At 74.7% G+C, this 15,449-nt stretch carries 12 protein-coding genes; 5 read left to right on the forward strand and 7 right to left on the reverse strand.

Translation table 11 applies throughout. The annotated features are described in order from the left end of the window. Positions 1–10: 10 nt before the first annotated feature. Both ACLQ2U_RS21735 and ACLQ2U_RS21740 read right to left on the reverse strand, forming a co-directional pair. A complete protein-coding gene (locus tag ACLQ2U_RS21735; RefSeq protein ID WP_425752561.1) occupies positions 11–271 on the reverse strand; it encodes a hypothetical protein in 261 nt (86 codons plus the stop codon). A gap of 269 nt (positions 272–540) precedes the next feature. Then, positions 541–3,120 (reverse strand): putative bifunctional diguanylate cyclase/phosphodiesterase, encoded by a 2,580-nt coding sequence (locus ACLQ2U_RS21740; RefSeq protein WP_425752562.1) that lies wholly within the window; start codon positions 3,118–3,120, stop codon positions 541–543. Positions 3,121–3,331: 211 nt separating this feature from the next. On the opposite strand from ACLQ2U_RS21740, the gene ACLQ2U_RS21745 reads away from it, so the two are divergent. Further along, positions 3,332–3,706: a PH domain-containing protein gene (locus ACLQ2U_RS21745; RefSeq protein ID WP_425752563.1), complete on the forward strand. Its 375-nt coding sequence runs from the start codon at positions 3,332–3,334 to the stop codon at positions 3,704–3,706. A gap of 16 nt (positions 3,707–3,722) precedes the next feature. Here the strand turns inward: ACLQ2U_RS21745 and ACLQ2U_RS21750 are convergent, their stop codons facing one another. Continuing rightward, the gene (locus ACLQ2U_RS21750; protein ID WP_425752564.1) at positions 3,723–4,649 is read right to left on the reverse strand and encodes a 2-hydroxyacid dehydrogenase; all 927 of its coding nucleotides are present in this window, start codon (positions 4,647–4,649) and stop codon (positions 3,723–3,725) included. 164 nt (positions 4,650–4,813) lie between these two features. On the opposite strand from ACLQ2U_RS21750, the gene ACLQ2U_RS21755 reads away from it, so the two are divergent. The 4 genes from ACLQ2U_RS21755 (at position 4,814) to ACLQ2U_RS21770 (ending at position 9,562) form a co-directional block, all read left to right on the forward strand. Beyond that, complete coding sequence (locus ACLQ2U_RS21755) at positions 4,814–5,212, forward strand: hypothetical protein (RefSeq protein WP_425752565.1); 399 nt, start codon at positions 4,814–4,816, stop codon at positions 5,210–5,212. After that, positions 5,188–6,636, forward strand: a complete 1,449-nt coding sequence (locus tag ACLQ2U_RS21760; protein WP_425752631.1) for a PP2C family protein-serine/threonine phosphatase — start codon at positions 5,188–5,190, stop codon at positions 6,634–6,636. The genes ACLQ2U_RS21755 and ACLQ2U_RS21760 overlap by 25 nt, the downstream gene beginning before the upstream one ends. Before the next feature lie 68 nt (positions 6,637–6,704). After that, on the forward strand, positions 6,705–7,877 hold the full coding sequence (locus ACLQ2U_RS21765) for a PQQ-dependent sugar dehydrogenase (protein WP_425752566.1): 1,173 nt from the start codon (positions 6,705–6,707) through the stop codon (positions 7,875–7,877). Positions 7,878–7,987: 110 nt separating this feature from the next. Further along, positions 7,988–9,562 carry a metallophosphoesterase gene (locus ACLQ2U_RS21770; RefSeq protein ID WP_425752567.1) on the forward strand — a complete coding sequence of 525 codons (1,575 nt, stop codon included), beginning with the start codon at positions 7,988–7,990 and terminating at the stop codon, positions 9,560–9,562. Positions 9,563–9,581: 19 nt separating this feature from the next. Here ACLQ2U_RS21770 and ACLQ2U_RS21775 read toward each other — a convergent pair whose 3' ends face one another. The 4 genes from ACLQ2U_RS21775 to gatC all read right to left on the reverse strand — a co-directional run bounded on the left by ACLQ2U_RS21775 (position 9,582) and on the right by gatC (position 15,353). Next, complete coding sequence (locus ACLQ2U_RS21775; protein ID WP_425752568.1) at positions 9,582–11,957, reverse strand: transketolase-like TK C-terminal-containing protein; 2,376 nt, start codon at positions 11,955–11,957, stop codon at positions 9,582–9,584. A gap of 105 nt (positions 11,958–12,062) precedes the next feature. Then, a complete protein-coding gene (gatB, locus tag ACLQ2U_RS21780; protein ID WP_425752569.1) occupies positions 12,063–13,562 on the reverse strand; it encodes an Asp-tRNA(Asn)/Glu-tRNA(Gln) amidotransferase subunit GatB in 1,500 nt (499 codons plus the stop codon). Between the two features lie 13 nt (positions 13,563–13,575). Next, entirely contained in the window at positions 13,576–15,051 is a 1,476-nt protein-coding gene (gene gatA, locus ACLQ2U_RS21785; protein ID WP_425752570.1) for an Asp-tRNA(Asn)/Glu-tRNA(Gln) amidotransferase subunit GatA, read from the reverse strand. Then, the gene (gene gatC / locus ACLQ2U_RS21790; protein WP_425752571.1) at positions 15,048–15,353 is read right to left on the reverse strand and encodes an Asp-tRNA(Asn)/Glu-tRNA(Gln) amidotransferase subunit GatC; all 306 of its coding nucleotides are present in this window, start codon (positions 15,351–15,353) and stop codon (positions 15,048–15,050) included. Before gatC ends, gatA begins: the two co-directional genes overlap by 4 nt. Between the last annotated feature and the right edge of the window lie 96 nt (positions 15,354–15,449).

Consider the following 15,449-nt stretch of genomic DNA (forward strand, 5'->3'; position numbering starts at 1 on the left):
GTCTCTCCCCTCACGCGGATTCGCGGCGAGCCTCCTCGTGATCCTGCCGCAGACCGGCGTGCAGCACGGTCAGGCCGAGCAGGAAGGTCATCGAGGTGAGGACCAGGAAGGCCGCCGCGAAGCCGAACCAGAGTGCGACAAGGGTGCCGAAGAGGCCGCCGAGCAGGCAGAGGAACGAACCGAAGCGTGACGTGTTGCTGATGGCGACCCTCCGCACCGGCGCGGACGGGTCGAGGGTTGGCGTGTCGGGGCGGGGCGGACATGTGTCCACGAGCGATATGACGGAGAGGCATATTTATATGACTCCCAGGCATATCGCTCGCGGCGATGTCGGCTCCGGCGCCGGCTACCGTCGGTGACTGCACCCGGGCGCCCACCCGTCGCAGCCGGCGGGCGGCCGGCGGGAGGCCCGTCGGCCTCCCGCCGACCGGCTCACTCGGCGCGCAGGTTGTCCAGGTCGTGCGTGCCGGGGCTGACCCAGATCAGCACCCTGCCCGCCAACGGTGGATCGGTTAAGCGATCGCTGAACGACCGCTCCGATCAGCGGAAGGCCGAGGGGAACTCCTCGAAGTACGCCTCCACCCGCTCGGCGGTGGCCGGCCGGGCCAGCGCGAAGCCCTGGCCGTACCGGCAGCCGGCCCGGCGCGCCCGCTCCACGTCGGCGTCGGACTCCAGCTCCTCCACCACCACCGACAGGCCGAGCCGGTCGCCCAGGGCGACCACCACGTCGAGCAGCGGGCTGGCCGGCTCGTCCGTCGGGTCCACCGGCCGCGGCCGCACCTTGAGCAGGTCGATCGGGAGTCGGCGCAGCTGGGCCAGCGAGGCGTGCTCGGCCCGGAAGTCGTCCAGCGCGGTGCGCACGCCCAGCGACCGCAGGCCCGCCAGCCGGGCCACCACGGTGGGCAGCTCGGCGCGGATCCGCGGCTCGGCCACCTCCACCACCAGCCGTTCCGCCGGTACGCCGTGCCCGGCCAGCGTGGCGCTCACCCGGGCCAGGAAGTCCGGCGCGAGCAGCTCCCGCGGCGTCACGTTGACCGCCATCCAGAGCTGCCGGCTCCCCGACGACCAGTCGGCGAGCTGCCGGCAGGCCCGATTCAGCACCCAGCCGCCCAGCTCGCCGACCAGGTCGAGCTCCTCGGCGACCGGCAGCAGCTCGGCCGGGAGGACGGTGCCGAGCACCGGGCTGCGCCAGCGCAGCAGCGCCTCGATGCCGACCGGCGACCGGTCGGCCAGCCCGAGCACCGGCTGGTAGACCAGGTCCAGCTCGCCCCGGGCCACCGCCCCGGGCAGCTCCCGCTCCAGGTCCAGCCGGCGGACCAGCTGCTCCTCCAGATAGGCGTCGTACCACTCGACCCGGTTGCGGCCGAGCTGGACCGCCCGCCGCCGGGCCAGCTCCGCCTGACGCAGCACGTCCTCCGGCCCGTCGCCGGCCAGCTCGGCCAGGCCGACGCTGACCCGCAGCCGGACCATCGACCCGGGAACCGGGCAGGGCTCGGTCAACGCGGCCAGCAGCCGGGCGCCCAACGCGTACGCCGGCACCGGCCCGGCACCGGTGACCACCGCGAACTCCTCCCCCGACACCCGGGCCACCAGATCCCGCGGGCCGACCACGTCCCGCAGCCGACGGGCGGCGGTGACCAGCATCGAATCCACCACCGCACGGCCGGCGGCGTCGTCGACCGCGCCGAAGCCGTGCAGGTCGACCAGGAGCAGCCCGCCCGGCTCGCCGCGCCGGGCGCCGAGCACCCGCAGCAGTTCGCCCCGGTCGGGCAGACCGGTGAGCCGGTCGGTGGCGGCCAGCCGGCGCAGCTCCCGCTCCAGGCGACGGCGCTCCCCGACGTCGCGCACGTACAGCACCACCGCGTCGACCTCAGGCACCCCGCGCTGGTCACTCACCGTGGACTCGGTCGCCCGCCAACCGCCGTCACCGGTGGCCATCCGGGCCACCAGCAGGGGCGGTTCGTCGCCGGGCCGGATCGCGGCGATCAGGGCCAGCGCCGCCGGGGCGTCGTCCGGGTGCAGCAGGCCGGCCAGCGGGCGGCCCCGCACCTCGTCGTCGCGGAGCCCGAACCACCGCGCCCCGGCCGCTGAGAGCCAGCCCACCCGCAGCTCGTCGTCGAGCAGCAGCAGCAGGTCCCGGCCGCCGGCGACCAGGGCCCGGAAGTGCGCCTCCCGGGCGGCCAGCCGCCGGGCCCGACGTCGGTCGTCCGCGGCGGCGATCAGCTCCCGCCCGACCAGCGGCGGAACGACCGCCAGGCCGAGCAGGACGGCGCCCGGCGTGAACGGGCCGATCACCCAGAGGTGGAGCAGCGCGGCGAGCATGGCCACCGCGGCCGGCGCGGTGATCCTCGGCCAGGCCGGTGGCGGTCCGGCGCCGCGCGGCGGGTCGCCGGCCGACACCCGTGCCAGCCCGGCGGCGGTGAGCAGGGTGCCGACGACCAGCGGCGGCACCGCGGTCAGCACCGCCGGCTCCGGCGCGCGGTAGGCCAGCAGCACCACCAAATCGACCAGGCCGGCCAGGGCCGCCACCGCACCGGCCCGGCAGAGCGCCGCGCCCGGCCGGCGTCGCCACCCGGCGAGCGCGCTCACCAGCAGGCCCGCCAACCCGCCCGCGCCGACCACGGTGACCACCCGGACCACCGGCGGCACCGGCCCCGGCGGGACCAGCACCCAGCCGGCGAAGAGCAGGGCGGTGCCGAGGCTGAGCACGTCGACGGCCCGCCGCACCCGGACCGGGGGCGCCGGCCGCGAGCGGCCGGGGAGCAGGAGCAGGCCGCCGCCGTAGCCGAGGGCCGCGGCGGCCAGCCCGGCCGTCGCGACGTCCGCGCGCTGGGCGGGCCCGGCCAGCGGCAGCACCATCACGGTCATGCCGACCACCGCCACGGTCGTGTCGAGCAGCGCGGCGGCCCGGCGCCGGTGCCGCGCCCGCCGGCCGCTCCCGCCGGCGGCGAGCCGGGAGAGCCGGACTCCGGCCAGGGCGCAGCAGACCGCGCCGGCCAGCGTGGTGGCGGCCAGCGGCGGCAGCGCGCCGGCCAGGGCGGCGCCGACCAGCAGCGCGGCCAGCGCGAGCACGGCGGCCGCCTCGGGCGGCGGGCGACGGACGAGGTACGCGAGGGGCACGACGGTCGCCTTCGTGAGGGGGGCACGGGGCGGTGCGGCGGTGCGGGTGGTGCGGCGCTTCGGACGGATATCCGACGCACCAACCCTGCCCAACGACGACCCGGCTCCCCGGATACGCCACTGCGTAGTGATCCGCGTCACCACGATGGCGCCGGTCACGGGGAACCCGCCCGGCCGGAGCCGGACCGGTCCGGAGTGGGATCATTCGGGAGTGAGTCGCGCCGACACCATCCGCTTCCGGTTCAACCAGGCCATCCTGGTCGCCGCGATCGTCGCCTTCATCGGCGCGCTGCCGCTGGCCACCGCCGAGTGGTACCTGCTGCCGGTGCTGCTCGTCCCGCTGGCCGTCGGGGTCTGGGCCTGGCGGGCCGGCACCGACGCCGACCCCCGCGAGCTGCGGCTCCGGGCGCTGGTCGGCGGCCGGCGGATCCCCTGGGACCGGGTCGTCGAGCTGACCACCGACGCGCGCGGCCGGGCGGTCGCCCGGCTCGACGACGGGCAGGAGGTCCTGCTGCCCGCGGTCCGCGGCACGGACCTGCCCCGGCTGGTCTCCGCCACCGGTCAGACCATGCCGGGCACCCGCTGACGCCCGCGGCACCCCCTCAGTAGCCGTCCACCACCACGTTGACCAGTGACTCCCCCGCGGCGAACCGGCGTAGTTGCCCGCCCACCAGCCGGTACGCCCGCGGCAGCAGGCCGCGCACCGAGCCGGCGACGTGCGGGGTGATCAGCACGTTCGGCAACTCCCAGAGGGGGTGGTCGGCGGGCAGCGGCTCCGGATCGGTCACGTCCAGCGCGGCCCGTAGCCGGCCGGAGGTCAGCTCGGCGACCAGCGCCTCCGTCTTCGCCACCGGACCCCGGGCGGCGTTGACCAGCAGCGCGCCGTCCGCCATCGCGGCGAGGAACGCCGCGTCGACCATGCCCCGGGTCTGCGCGGTCAGCGGCACCAGCAGCACCACCACGTCGGCCTCGGGCAGCAGCCGGGGCAGCTCGTCCACCCCGTGCACCCCCTCGGCCGGGCGGGCGGAGCGGGCCACCAGGGTGAAGGTGACCTCGAACGGGGCCAGCCGGGCGCGAACCGCCACGCCGATCGAACCGGCGCCGACGATCAGCACCCGCTTGCCGGTCAGCTCGTCGGTCGGGGTGACCAGGTCGTACGCCCAGTCGCGGCGGGCCTGGGCGCGGGCCATCGCGGGGAAGTTCCGCAGCTGGGACAGGATCGCGGCGACCACCCACTCGGCGGTGCCGGCGTCGTGCACGCCCCGCGCGTCGCAGAGGGTCACCCCGTCCGGGACCCGACCGACCCAGGCGTCCGCCCCGGCGGAGAGCAGCTGCACCACCGCCAGGTCGGGCAGCCGGTCCAGCATCGCGGTGGTGTCCCCGGCGGCGAGGAACGGCGGCACCCAGAACCGGACGCCCGCCGGGTCGGACGGCGGGTTCGCCGGATCGGTCCACGGCTGCACCGTGACGCCGGCAGGCACCTCGCCGAGCAGGTCGACGCCGGTCTCGTGCGGAATCCATACCTTCACAATCGCCGACGATAACGGCCCCGCCCGGCCTGGCAGGGCGGGTTGGTGACCGGCGGCCACGCCGCCAGCGCCGCGCCCGTTCGTGGGCGTCCGGGCATCCGGGCGGGTATAACGAAGGGTCGGAACGCCGCTCGGCGTGCCGTCCCTCCGGAGACAGGTGGCAGATGACCGCGCCCTCCCCGGGCCGCCCCGAGCGACCGCCCGCCGACGACCTGCCGGCGCTGACCGACCCCGCCCGCCTGCGCGCGCTCGCCGACACCGGCCTGGACGCGGACCCGGACGAGGCGTTCGACCGGTTCGCCCGGCTGGTCAGCGACCTGCTCGACGTGCCGGTCGCGCTGGTCTCCCTGGTCAGCGACGAGCGGCAGTTCTTCCCCGGCATGGTCGGCCTGCCCGAGCCGTGGGCGGCCCGCCGGCAGACCCCGCTGAGCCACTCCTTCTGCCAGCATGTGGTCGACATCGAGATCCCGATGGTGCTGCCGGACGCCCGGCTCTATCCCCGGGTCCGGGACAACCTCGCCGTCCCGAGCTGGGGGTCATCGCGTACGCCGGGATGCCGCTGACCGACCTGGACGGCCGGGTGCTCGGTTCACTCTGCGCGATCGACAGCAAGCCCCGGGCGTGGACCCCCGGCCAGCTGCGGACGCTGTCCGACCTGGCCGCCGCCTGCTCGTCGGAACTGCGGCTGCGGATCGCCCTGGACAGCGCGGAGAAGGCCCGGCGGCGGGCCGAGGAGGCGCACGAGCGGCTCGAGCTGCTGGCCGGGCTGAGCGAGACGCTGGCCGGCACGCTGGACGTCGGGGCCGCCGCGGCGCGGCTGACCGGCGCGGTGGTGCCGCTGCTGGCGGACTGGGCCCTGGTGACCCTGGTCGGCCGGGACGGCGAGCCGCGCAGCGTCACCGCGGTGCACCGGGACCCGGCGTGCGCCACCGACGTCGCGCGCTTCGCCGAGCTGATGCCGACCCGGCTCGGCCCCGAGTCGGTCACCCACACCGTGCTGCGGACGGGCCAGCCGGTGCTGAGCAGCGCGGCCACCCTGGAGGACATCCGGCGGGCCAGCGACGATCCCGAGATGGGGGCGCTCGTCGGCCGGCTCGGCTTCGGCTCCCACCTGACCGTGCCCGTCCCGGCCCCCGGGCGGAACGCCCTGATGGGCTCGATCACCCTGGTCAACGGCCCCGACCGGCGGGCCTTCGACGACGGCGACCTGCACACCGCCCTGGAGATCGGCCGCCGCGCCGGGCAGGCGGTGGGCAACAGCTGGATGTACAGCGAGCAGCGGCACGTCGCCGAGGTGCTCCAGCACAGCATGCTGCCGCAGTTGCCGGAGAGCCCGCGGGTCGAGCTGACCGCCCGCTACCAGCCGGCCGCCGACCGGGTCGAGGTGGGCGGCGACTGGTACGACGCCTTCGCCCAGCCGGACGGGGACCTGATCGTGGCGATCGGGGACGTCGCCGGGCACGACATCGAGGCCGCAGCGGCCATGGGCCAGCTGCGCAACCTGGTCCGGGGCAACGCGTACGGCCGGACCGATCCGATGGACGAGCTGATGAGCCGGCTGGACGACGCGATCTCCGGGCTGCGCATCCGGGCCGCCGCCACCGCGATCCTGGCCCGGCTGCGCCCCGCCCCGGCCGGCGGCCTCTCGGTCAGCTGGTGCAACGCCGGGCACCCGCCGCCCCTGCTGGTCAGCGCCGACGGCACGGTGCGGGTCCTGGACGGCCGGCGCGAGCCGCTGCTCGGCTTCACCCGCCCGGTCCCGCGGACCAGCCAGGAGGCGCTGCTGGCCTCCGGGGACACCCTGCTGCTCTACACCGACGGTCTGATCGAGCGCCGGGACCGGCCGGTCGATGAGGGGACGGCCGAACTGCTCGACCGGATCGCCGGTACCGCCGCGCTCTCCTCCGCCGGGCTCTGCGACCTGCTGCTGACCGCCGCGGACAGCCGGGAGGACGACATCGCCCTGCTCGCCGTCCGGGCCCGCTGAGCCCGTCGCCATGCCCGGCTGTCGCCGGTGGCCCGGCGAGTCCGGTTCGGCGGGCTACGCTGGGGCGGGTGAGCATCCCTCCCCCGCACCCCCGCACCGGTCGCGCCCGCGCGACGCTGGCGGCGTCCTGCGCGGCGCTGCTGCTGACCGCCACCGGGTGCAGCCTCGGCCCGCCCGAGCCGGACCCGGCGGGTGAGCCGCCCAACCTGCCGACCCCGTCGGCGTCGGCCACCTCCGGCGCGGGTCAGCAGGTGGTCGCCACGGTCCTGGCCAAGGGGCTGCGGGTGCCGTGGGACATCGCCTTCCTGCCCGACGGAGCCGCCCTGGTCACCGAGCGGGACAGCGGGCGGATCCTCAAGGTGGGCCCGGAGTCCGGCCCGGAGGGGCTCAGGGTCACCCCGGTGCAGACCGTGCCGGACGTGGCCGCCGCCGGCGAGGCGGGATTGCTCGGCATCGCCGTCTCCCCCTCGTACGCCACGGACCGGACGGTCTTCGTCTACTACACCACCGAGCGGGACAACCGGGTCGCCAAGCTGACCCTGGGCGGGACGCCGACGCCGATCCTCACCGGCATCCCGAAGGCGCGCAACCACGACGGCGGCGGCCTCGGCTTCGGCCCGGACGGGCAGCTCTACGTCAGCACCGGCGACGCCGGCAAGCTCGCCACCGCCCAGGACCCGAAGAGCCTCGGCGGCAAGATCCTGCGGATCAGCCCGGACGGCAGGCCGGCAGCCGGCAACCCGTTCCCCGGCTCGCCGGTCTGGTCGCTCGGCCACCGCAACGTGCAGGGCTTCGCCTGGGACGCGGGCAAGCGGATGTACGCCGTCGAGTTTGGCCAGAACACCTGGGACGAGATCAACCGGATCAACAAGGGCGGCAACTACGGCTGGCCCACCGTCGAGGGGCAGGCCGGGGACAAGCGGTACGTCGACCCGATCGTGCAGTGGCGGACCACCGAGGCCTCCTGCTCCGGGCTGGCCGCCGCGGGCCGGCTGCTGGTCACCGCCTGCCTGCGCAGCGAACGGCTCTGGCTGGTCGAGCTGACCGACACCGGCACCGTCCTCGGGCAGCCGCGCGAGTTGCTGACCGGCAGGTACGGCCGGCTGCGAGCCGTCACCGCCGCGCCCGACGGCTCGGTCTGGGTCTCCACCTCCAACCACGACGGGCGCGGCCAGCCGGTGCCGGAGGACGACCGGCTGCTGCGGCTGGTCTTCGCCGACGGCGGCGCCGGCCGCAGCTGACCGGTACGCCGGGCCGGCACGGGCGACACACCCCTGGGCGTTCCGGCACAGACGGGCACCCGTCCCTCGGGTTTGCCAAGATCTTCCGTTGGGCAGGTCAGAATCTCAGCATGGACGGTCAGGAGAACGAGCAGCGCGGGCCCGGGGACGTCGACGCCCCGGCCCGGCGCGAGCGGCGCTGGCGACCCTGGCGGCGACGGGCCGGGCGGCCCGACGGATCCGGGCGGGCCCGACGGGCCGGCGTCGTGCTGGCGGTGCTCGTCGTCGCCCTGGCCGGGGCGGTGATCGGGGTGCTGGCCGGCGGCCGGGTGAACACCGACATCGGTCCGTTCCGCGCCAACCTGACCCTCACCCCGGCGGTCCAGGGCAGCACCACCGTCGACATCCCACCGCTGGGCGCGCTCCAGCTCAACAGCCACGACGGGCCGACCCACCTGACCGTCCGGCTCGGCGCGCTCGACCAGCGCCGCACCGAGGCGTTGATCGACGATCCGGCCAGCATCAGCCGGGCCAGCCAGTCCGCCGTCGAGGACGTCCGCAACGGCGCGATGCGGCTCGGCCTGCGTACCCTCGGCTCGGCCGTGCTGGTCGCCCTGCTGCTGGCCGCCCTGGTCTTCCGGGACACCCGCCGTACCGCCTGGGCCGGCGGGATCGCGCTGGCGGTGACCGCCGGCAGCCTCGGGCTCGCCGCCGGCACCGTCCGCCCGCAGGCGATCGAGGAGCCACGGTACGAAGGGCTGCTGGTCAACGCGCCGGCGATCGTCGGTGACGCGCGGCGGATCGCCAACGACTACTCGAAGTACGCCGAACAGCTGCAACGCCTGGTCGGCAACGTCAGCCAGCTCTACACCACCGTGTCAGCGCTGCCGGTCTACGAGCCGGCGCCCGGCACCACCCGGGTGCTGCACGTGTCCGACATGCACCTCAACCCGACCGGCTGGCAGCTGATCCGCACGGTGGTGGCGCAGTTCGACATCGACGCGGTGATCGACACCGGGGACATCACCGACTGGGGCAGCGAGCCGGAGGCCTCCTTCGTCGGCTCGATCGCCCTGCTCAAGAAGCCGTACGTCTACATCCGGGGCAACCACGACTCGCCGCGGACCGCGGCGGCGGTGGGTCGCCAGCCCAACGCGATCGTGCTGAACAACTCGACCACCACAGTGGCCGGGCTGACCGTCGCCGGGATCGGCGACCCCCGGTTCACCCCGGACAAGAACACCTCACCGGCCGGCAGCGGCCTGACCAAGCAGGTCGCCGACCAGGTCATCGGGGCCGGGGACCAGCTCGCCACGACGGTGCGCAGCTCGCCGCGGAAGGTCGACATCGCCCTGGTGCACGACCCGGCCTCGGCCGGCCCGCTCTCCGGCACCTGCCCGCTGGTGCTCGCCGGGCACACCCACGCCCGGCAGGTGTCCAAGCTGCCGCAGGTGCCCGGCAAGCCGCCCACCCAGCTGATGGTGGAGGGCTCCACCGGCGGGGCGGGGCTGCGCGGCCTGGAGGGCGAGAAGCCCACCCCGCTGTCGATGACGGTGCTCTACTTCGACCAGCAGAAGCTGCTCCAGGCGTACGACGACATCACCGTGGGCGGCACCGGGCAGGCGCAGGTCAACCTGGAACGGCACGTGGTGAAGGACCCCGCGCGGGGCGCCCCGGTCCCGGTCACCCCCACCCCGACCCGCTGACCGCGGGGCGGTCAGGCGGTCAGCGCAGCGAGAGGGCGGCCAGGGCGGCGTTGACGATGCTGCCGGGGAGCAGGTCGTGCAACTCGTACAGCTCGCGGACGGTGCCGGACTGGCCGAACTCGTCCACGCCCAGCGGCACCGCCGGCACCCCGAGCGCCGAGCCGAGCCAGGCCATCGCGTGCGAGGCGGCGTCGTGCACGGTCACCACCGGGGCCCGGTCGCCGAACGCGGCGCGCAGCGCGCCGGGCACGCTCGGCACGGTCGCGGTCCGCACACCCTGGCGCAGGGTGCGCTGCCAAGCCCGGTAGAGCCGGTCCAGCGAGGTCACGTCCACCACGTGCGCGGCGATGCCCTCCTCGGCCAGCTCCGCGGCCGCCGCGAGGACCTCCGGCAGCACCGCGCCCGAGCCGGCCAGGGTGACCACCGGGGCGTCCGCCAGGTGCGGGTACGCCTGGTGGGCGTCCACCAGCCGGTACGCCCCGGCGACCACCTGCCGGCGCAGCACCGCGTCGCCGATCCGGGCCCGGGCCGCCTCGAAGGGCGCCTGGTCGATCGGGCGGGTGCTGAGCCGGAAGTAGTACGCCCCGTCCTCGGCCGGCGCGGCGGTGGCGGCCGGCGCCGCTCCCCCGGCGATCTGACCGAGCGCGTCGCAGAGCAGCCAGTCCAGGCTGCCCGCGTACGCGGGTTCGAGGAAGGTCACCCCGGGCAGCTCCAGGCCCACCGAGGCGGTGATGGTGGACTGGTGGGCGCCGCCCTCCGGGGCCAGGGTGATGCCGGACGGGGTGCCCGCCACCACGAACCGGGAACCGGAGTAGGTGCCGTAGAGGAACGCGTCCAGGCCACGCAGCACGAACGGGTCGTAGACCGTGCCGACCGGCAGCAGCGGCTGCCCCGACAGGTCCCAGGACAGGCCGAGCTGGCCCAGCAGCAGGAACAGGTTCATCTCCGAGATGCCCAGCTCGATGTGCTGGCCCGACGGGCTCTCCGTCCAGCGCAGCATCCGGTCCTCGGTCCAGGAGCGCTGCTCGGTGGGGGCGAAGACGCCGGTCTTGTTGATGAACCCGGCGAGGTTGGTGGAGGTGGCCACGTCCGGCGCGGTGGTCACCAGGTAGGGCGCCACGGCGGGATCGCGGGCCAGGTCCACCAGCACCCGGCCGAAGACCTCCTGGGTGGAGACCGGCTTGTTCGCGCGTACCTTCGTGGCTTCCGGGACGGTGACCCCGAGCGCGCGCTTGCGCGGCGCGCGGGACAGCGCCTCCCGACGCGCGCCGGCCCGGATGCCGGCCGGGGTCGCCGGGTCGAGGCGGTCCCACTCGGTCTCGGCGCTCAGCCCGTGCGCGGCGCGCAGGACGTCGACCTGCTCGGTGCTGAGCAGCGCGGAGTGGTTGCGCGGGTTGCCGGCGATCGGCAGGCCCCAGCCCTTGACGGTGTACGCGAAGACCACGCTGGGCCGGTCGGTGACCGCGTCGCACTGGGCGTACGCGTCGAGCATGGCCGCCAGGTCGTGGCCGCCGAGGTCGGTGACCAGCGGGCCCAGCTCGTCGTCGGGGATGTCGGCGATGAACTCCTCGACGCCGGCGGCCGCGCCGTCCAGGAACTGCTTGCGCAGCGCCGGCCCGGCCAGCCCGAACAGCGACTGGTACTGCTCGTTGGGCATCCGGTCGATCCAGTCGCGCAGCGCCTCGCCACCGGGCCGGGCGTACGCCTCGGCGAGCTTGCGGCCGTACTTGACCTCGACCACGTGCCAGCCGGCGGCCTCGAACTGGCCGCGCCACTGGTTGATCCGGATGCCGGGGACGACCCGGTCCAGCGACTGGCGGTTGAAGTCGACCAGCCACATCACGTTGCCCAGCCCGGTGGTGGCCGGGTCGGCGACCGCCTCCCAGATGTTCCCCTCGTCCAGCTCGGCGTCGCCGATCAGCGCGACGAACCGGGAGTGCGGGCGGGCGCCGAAGTGCGCGTCGACGTAGCGGCGGGTGACCGCGGCGAAGAGCGGCGCCGCCGCGCCCAGCCCGACGGAACCGGTGGAGAAGTCGACCTCGTCCGGGTCCTTGGTCCGCGACGGGTACGACTGGAGCCCGCCGCGCGCCCGAAGCTTCGGCAGGTAGGACCGGTCCAGGTTGCCGAGCAGGTACTGGATGGCGTGGAACACCGGCGAGGCGTGCGGCTTGACCGCCACCCGGTCCTCGGCGTCCAGGTGGGCGAACCAGAGCGCGGTCATCGCGGTGACCAGCGATGCGCTGGACGCCTGGTGCCCGCCGACCTTCACCCCGTCGCCGGTGTCCCGGTCGTGGTTGGCCGCGTCGACGATGCGGGTGGCGAGCCAGAGCACCCGCCGCTGGATCTCGTCGAGGACGTCGAGGTCGTGCTCACGGTGGTTCACGGGTGGCTCCATCCGGGCGTCGTCGTTGACGCCCTCCGAGGGGGGTGCGGGGTGGCCGCGTACTCGAAAAGGGGGAAAGGCCGCCGCCGGGTCCGACGGCGGCCTTTCGGAGTGGACTCAGCCCTGGACGCCGAGGCGCTCCAGGATCAGCTCACGGAGGGTCTTGGCGTCGGCCTGGCCACGGGTGGTCTTCATGACCGCGCCGACCAGCGCGCCGGCCGCGGCGACCTTGCCGCTGCGGATCTTGTCCGCGACGGCCGGGTTGGCGGCGATCGCCTCGTCGACGGCGGCGGTGAGCGCGCCGGTGTCGGAGACGACCTCCAGGTTGCGGCTGGTCATGATCCCGGTCGGCGAGCCCTCGCCGGCCACCACGCCCTCCAGCACGGTACGGGCCAGCTTGTCGTTGAGCTTGCCGGCGTCGACCAGGCCCTGCAGCTCGGCGACCTGAGCCGGAGTGGCGCCGATGTCGGCCAGTTCCACGCCGGTCTCGTTGGCCCGCCGGGACAGCTCACCCAGCCACCATTTGCGGGCCGCGGCCGGGGTGGCGCCGGCGGCAACGGTCTGCTCGATCAGCTCGACCGCGCCGGCGTTGAGCACCGACTGCATGTCCGCCTCGGACAGGCCCCACCGCTCCTGGAGCCGGCGGCGGTGCAGCCGGGGCAGCTCGGGCAGGGCGGCCTTCAGCTCGGCCACCCAGGCGGTGTCCGGGGCGAGCGGGACCAGGTCGGGCTCCGGGAAGTACCGGTAGTCGGTGGCGGTCTCCTTGGATCGGCCGGGCCGGGTGTCGCCGGTGTCCTCCTGGAAGTGCCGGGTCTCCTGGGTGATCCGGCCGCCGGCGTCGAGCACCGAGGCCTGCCGCAGGATCTCCGAGCGGACCGCCCGCTCCACCGAGCGCAGCGAGTTGACGTTCTTGGTCTCGGTGCGGGTGCCCCACTCCTCGCCCGGCAGATTGAGCGAGGTGTTGACGTCGCAGCGCAGCGAACCCTCCTCCATCCGGACGTCGGAGACACCCAGCGAGCGGAGCACGTCGCGCAGCTCGGTGACGTACGCCCGGGCCACCTCCGGCGCCAGCGCGCCGGTGCCGGGGACCGGCTTGGTGACGATCTCGACCAGCGGGATGCCGGCCCGGTTGTAGTCGACCAGGGACTCGGTCGCGCCGTGGATGCGACCGGTGGCGCCACCGACGTGCAGCGTCTTGCCGGTGTCCTCCTCCAGGTGCACCCGCTCGATGTCGATCCGCACCAGCTCGCCGTTGACCTCGACGTCCAGGTACCCGTCGAAGCAGAGCGGCTCGTCGTACTGGCTGATCTGGAAGTCCTTCGGCATGTCCGGGTAGAAGTAGTTCTTCCGGGCGAACCGGCACCACTCGGCGATCGAGCAGTTCAGCGCCAGGCCGATCCGGATCGTCGCCTCGATGGCCGCCTTGTTGGCCACCGGCAGCGAGCCGGGCAGGCCCAGGCAGACCGGGCAGACCCGGGTGTTCGGCTCGCCGCCGAAGTCGGTCGGGCAGCCGCAGAACATCTTGGTGTTCGTGCCCAGCTCGACGTGGGTCTCCAGGCCGATCACCGGTTCGTAGCGCGCGACGACCTCGTCGTACGCGGGCAGTGTCGTCGTCATCTGAGCTCCTGCCTCACAGTGCCGGTGGGGTGAACGTGCCGACCACGGACTCCAGCGCGGCGGCGACCCGGTACATCCGGTCGTCCGCCATCGTCGGGGCCATCACCTGCAGGCCGACCGGCAGGCCGTCGGAGAGGCCGCAGGGCACCGAGATGCCAGGGCCGCCGTACAGGTTGGTCGGAATGGTGAACAGGTCCGCCAGGTACATCTGGTACGGGTCGGAGGTGCGTGCCCCGATCGGGAAGGCCACGAACGGGGTGGTGGGCGAGATCAGCGCGTCCACCTGCTCGAACGCCGCGGTGAAGTCGCGGGTGATCAGCGTCCGGACCTTCTGCGCCTGACCGTAGTAGGCGTCGTAGTAGCCCGAGGAGAGCGCGTACGTGCCGAGCATGATCCGCCGCTTGACCTCGGGGCCGAAGCCGGCCTCCCGGGTCAGCGACATGACCTCCTCCAGCGACCGGTTGCCGTCGTCGCCGACCCGCAGGCCGAACCGGACGCCGTCGAAGCGGGCCAGGTTGGAGGAGCACTCGCTCGGCGCGATCAGGTAGTACGCCGGCAGCGCGTACCGGAAGTGCGGGCAGGAGACCTCGACGATCTCGGCGCCCAGCTTCGCCAGGGTGTCGACCGACTCGCGGAACGCGGCCATCACGCCCGGCTCGGCGCCCTCGCCGGTGAGCTCCTTGACGATGCCGAGCTTCACGCCGGTCAGGTCGCCGGTGGCGCCGAGCTTCGCGGCGGTCACCACGTCCGGCACCGGCTGCGGGATGGAGGTCGAGTCGCGCGGGTCGTGGCCGCCGATGACCTGGTGCAGCAGCGCGGCGTCGAGCACCGTACGGGCGCACGGGCCGGGGGTGTCCAGCGACGAGGAGAACGCCACCAGGCCGTACCGGGAGGTGCCGCCGTAGGTGGGCTTCGCGCCGACGGTGCCGGTGACCGCGCCGGGCTGGCGGATCGAGCCGCCGGTGTCCGAGCCGATCGCCAGCGGCGCCTCGTACGCGGCCAGCGCGGCGGCGCTGCCGCCACCCGAGCCGCCCGGGATCCGGTCCAGGTCCCACGGGTTGTGCGTCGGGCCGTACGCCGAGTATTCGGTGGAGGAGCCCATCGCGAACTCGTCCATGTTGGTCTTGCCGAGCATCACCGTGCCGGCGTCGCGCAGCCGCTGCACGATGGTCGAGTCGTACGGCGGGCGCCAACCCTCCAGGATCTTCGAACCGACGGTGGTGGGCACGCCCTTGGTGGTGAGCACGTCCTTGACCGCGACCGGCACGCCGGCCAGCGGGCCCAGCTCCTCGCCGGCGGTCCGACGCTCGTCCACCCGGCGGGCGGCGGCCAGCGCGCCCTCGCCGTCGACGTGCAGGAAGGCGTGCACCCGGTCGTCCACCGCGGCGATCCGGTCCAGGTGGGCCTGCGTCACCTCGACGGCGGAGGTCTCACCGCTGGCGACGAGACCCGCGATCTCGACGGCGGTCAGCTTGGTCAGGTCGCTCATGAGGCCACATCCTCATCCAGGATCCGCGGGACGCGGAACCGCTGCTGGTCGGCGTCGGGCGCGCCGGACAGCGCCTCCTCCGGGGTCAGCCCGGGCACCACGACGTCGTCGCGGAGCACGTTGGTCAGCGGCACCGAGTGGGAGGTCGGCGGGATGTCCGCCGCGGCGACCTCGCCGACCTGGGCGACGGACTGGAGGATCACGTCCAGCTGGCCGGCGAAGGTGTCCAGCTCCTCCTCCGTGACGGCGAGCCGCGACAGTCGCGCCAGGTGCGCGACCTCCTCGCGGGAGATGGCGGCCATCGGTGCCCCCTTCGTGGCTGTCCTGCTGCGTCTGGTGCCGGCCGCGCGGTCCGATGGTGCGATGACGCGCGGTGACCGGAGCGAGTCTATTGTCCT

The organism is Micromonospora sp. DT47 (assembly GCF_049844475.1).
Taxonomy (GTDB): Bacteria; Actinomycetota; Actinomycetes; order Mycobacteriales; family Micromonosporaceae; genus Micromonospora.

Excerpts from the sequence above, each read along its gene's own strand:
- ACLQ2U_RS21775 (WP_425752568.1), bottom strand. The coding sequence starts at position 11,957 with ATGGAGCCACCCGTGAACCACCGTGAGCACGACCTCGACGTCCTCGAC.
- ACLQ2U_RS21755 (WP_425752565.1), top strand. The coding sequence starts at position 4,814 with ATGACCGCGCCCTCCCCGGGCCGCCCCGAGCGACCGCCCGCCGACGAC.
- gatA (WP_425752570.1), bottom strand. The coding sequence starts at position 15,051 with ATGAGCGACCTGACCAAGCTGACCGCCGTCGAGATCGCGGGTCTCGTC.
- gatB (WP_425752569.1), bottom strand. The coding sequence starts at position 13,562 with ATGACGACGACACTGCCCGCGTACGACGAGGTCGTCGCGCGCTACGAA.
- ACLQ2U_RS21770 (WP_425752567.1), top strand. The coding sequence starts at position 7,988 with ATGGACGGTCAGGAGAACGAGCAGCGCGGGCCCGGGGACGTCGACGCC.
- gatC (WP_425752571.1), bottom strand. The coding sequence starts at position 15,353 with ATGGCCGCCATCTCCCGCGAGGAGGTCGCGCACCTGGCGCGACTGTCG.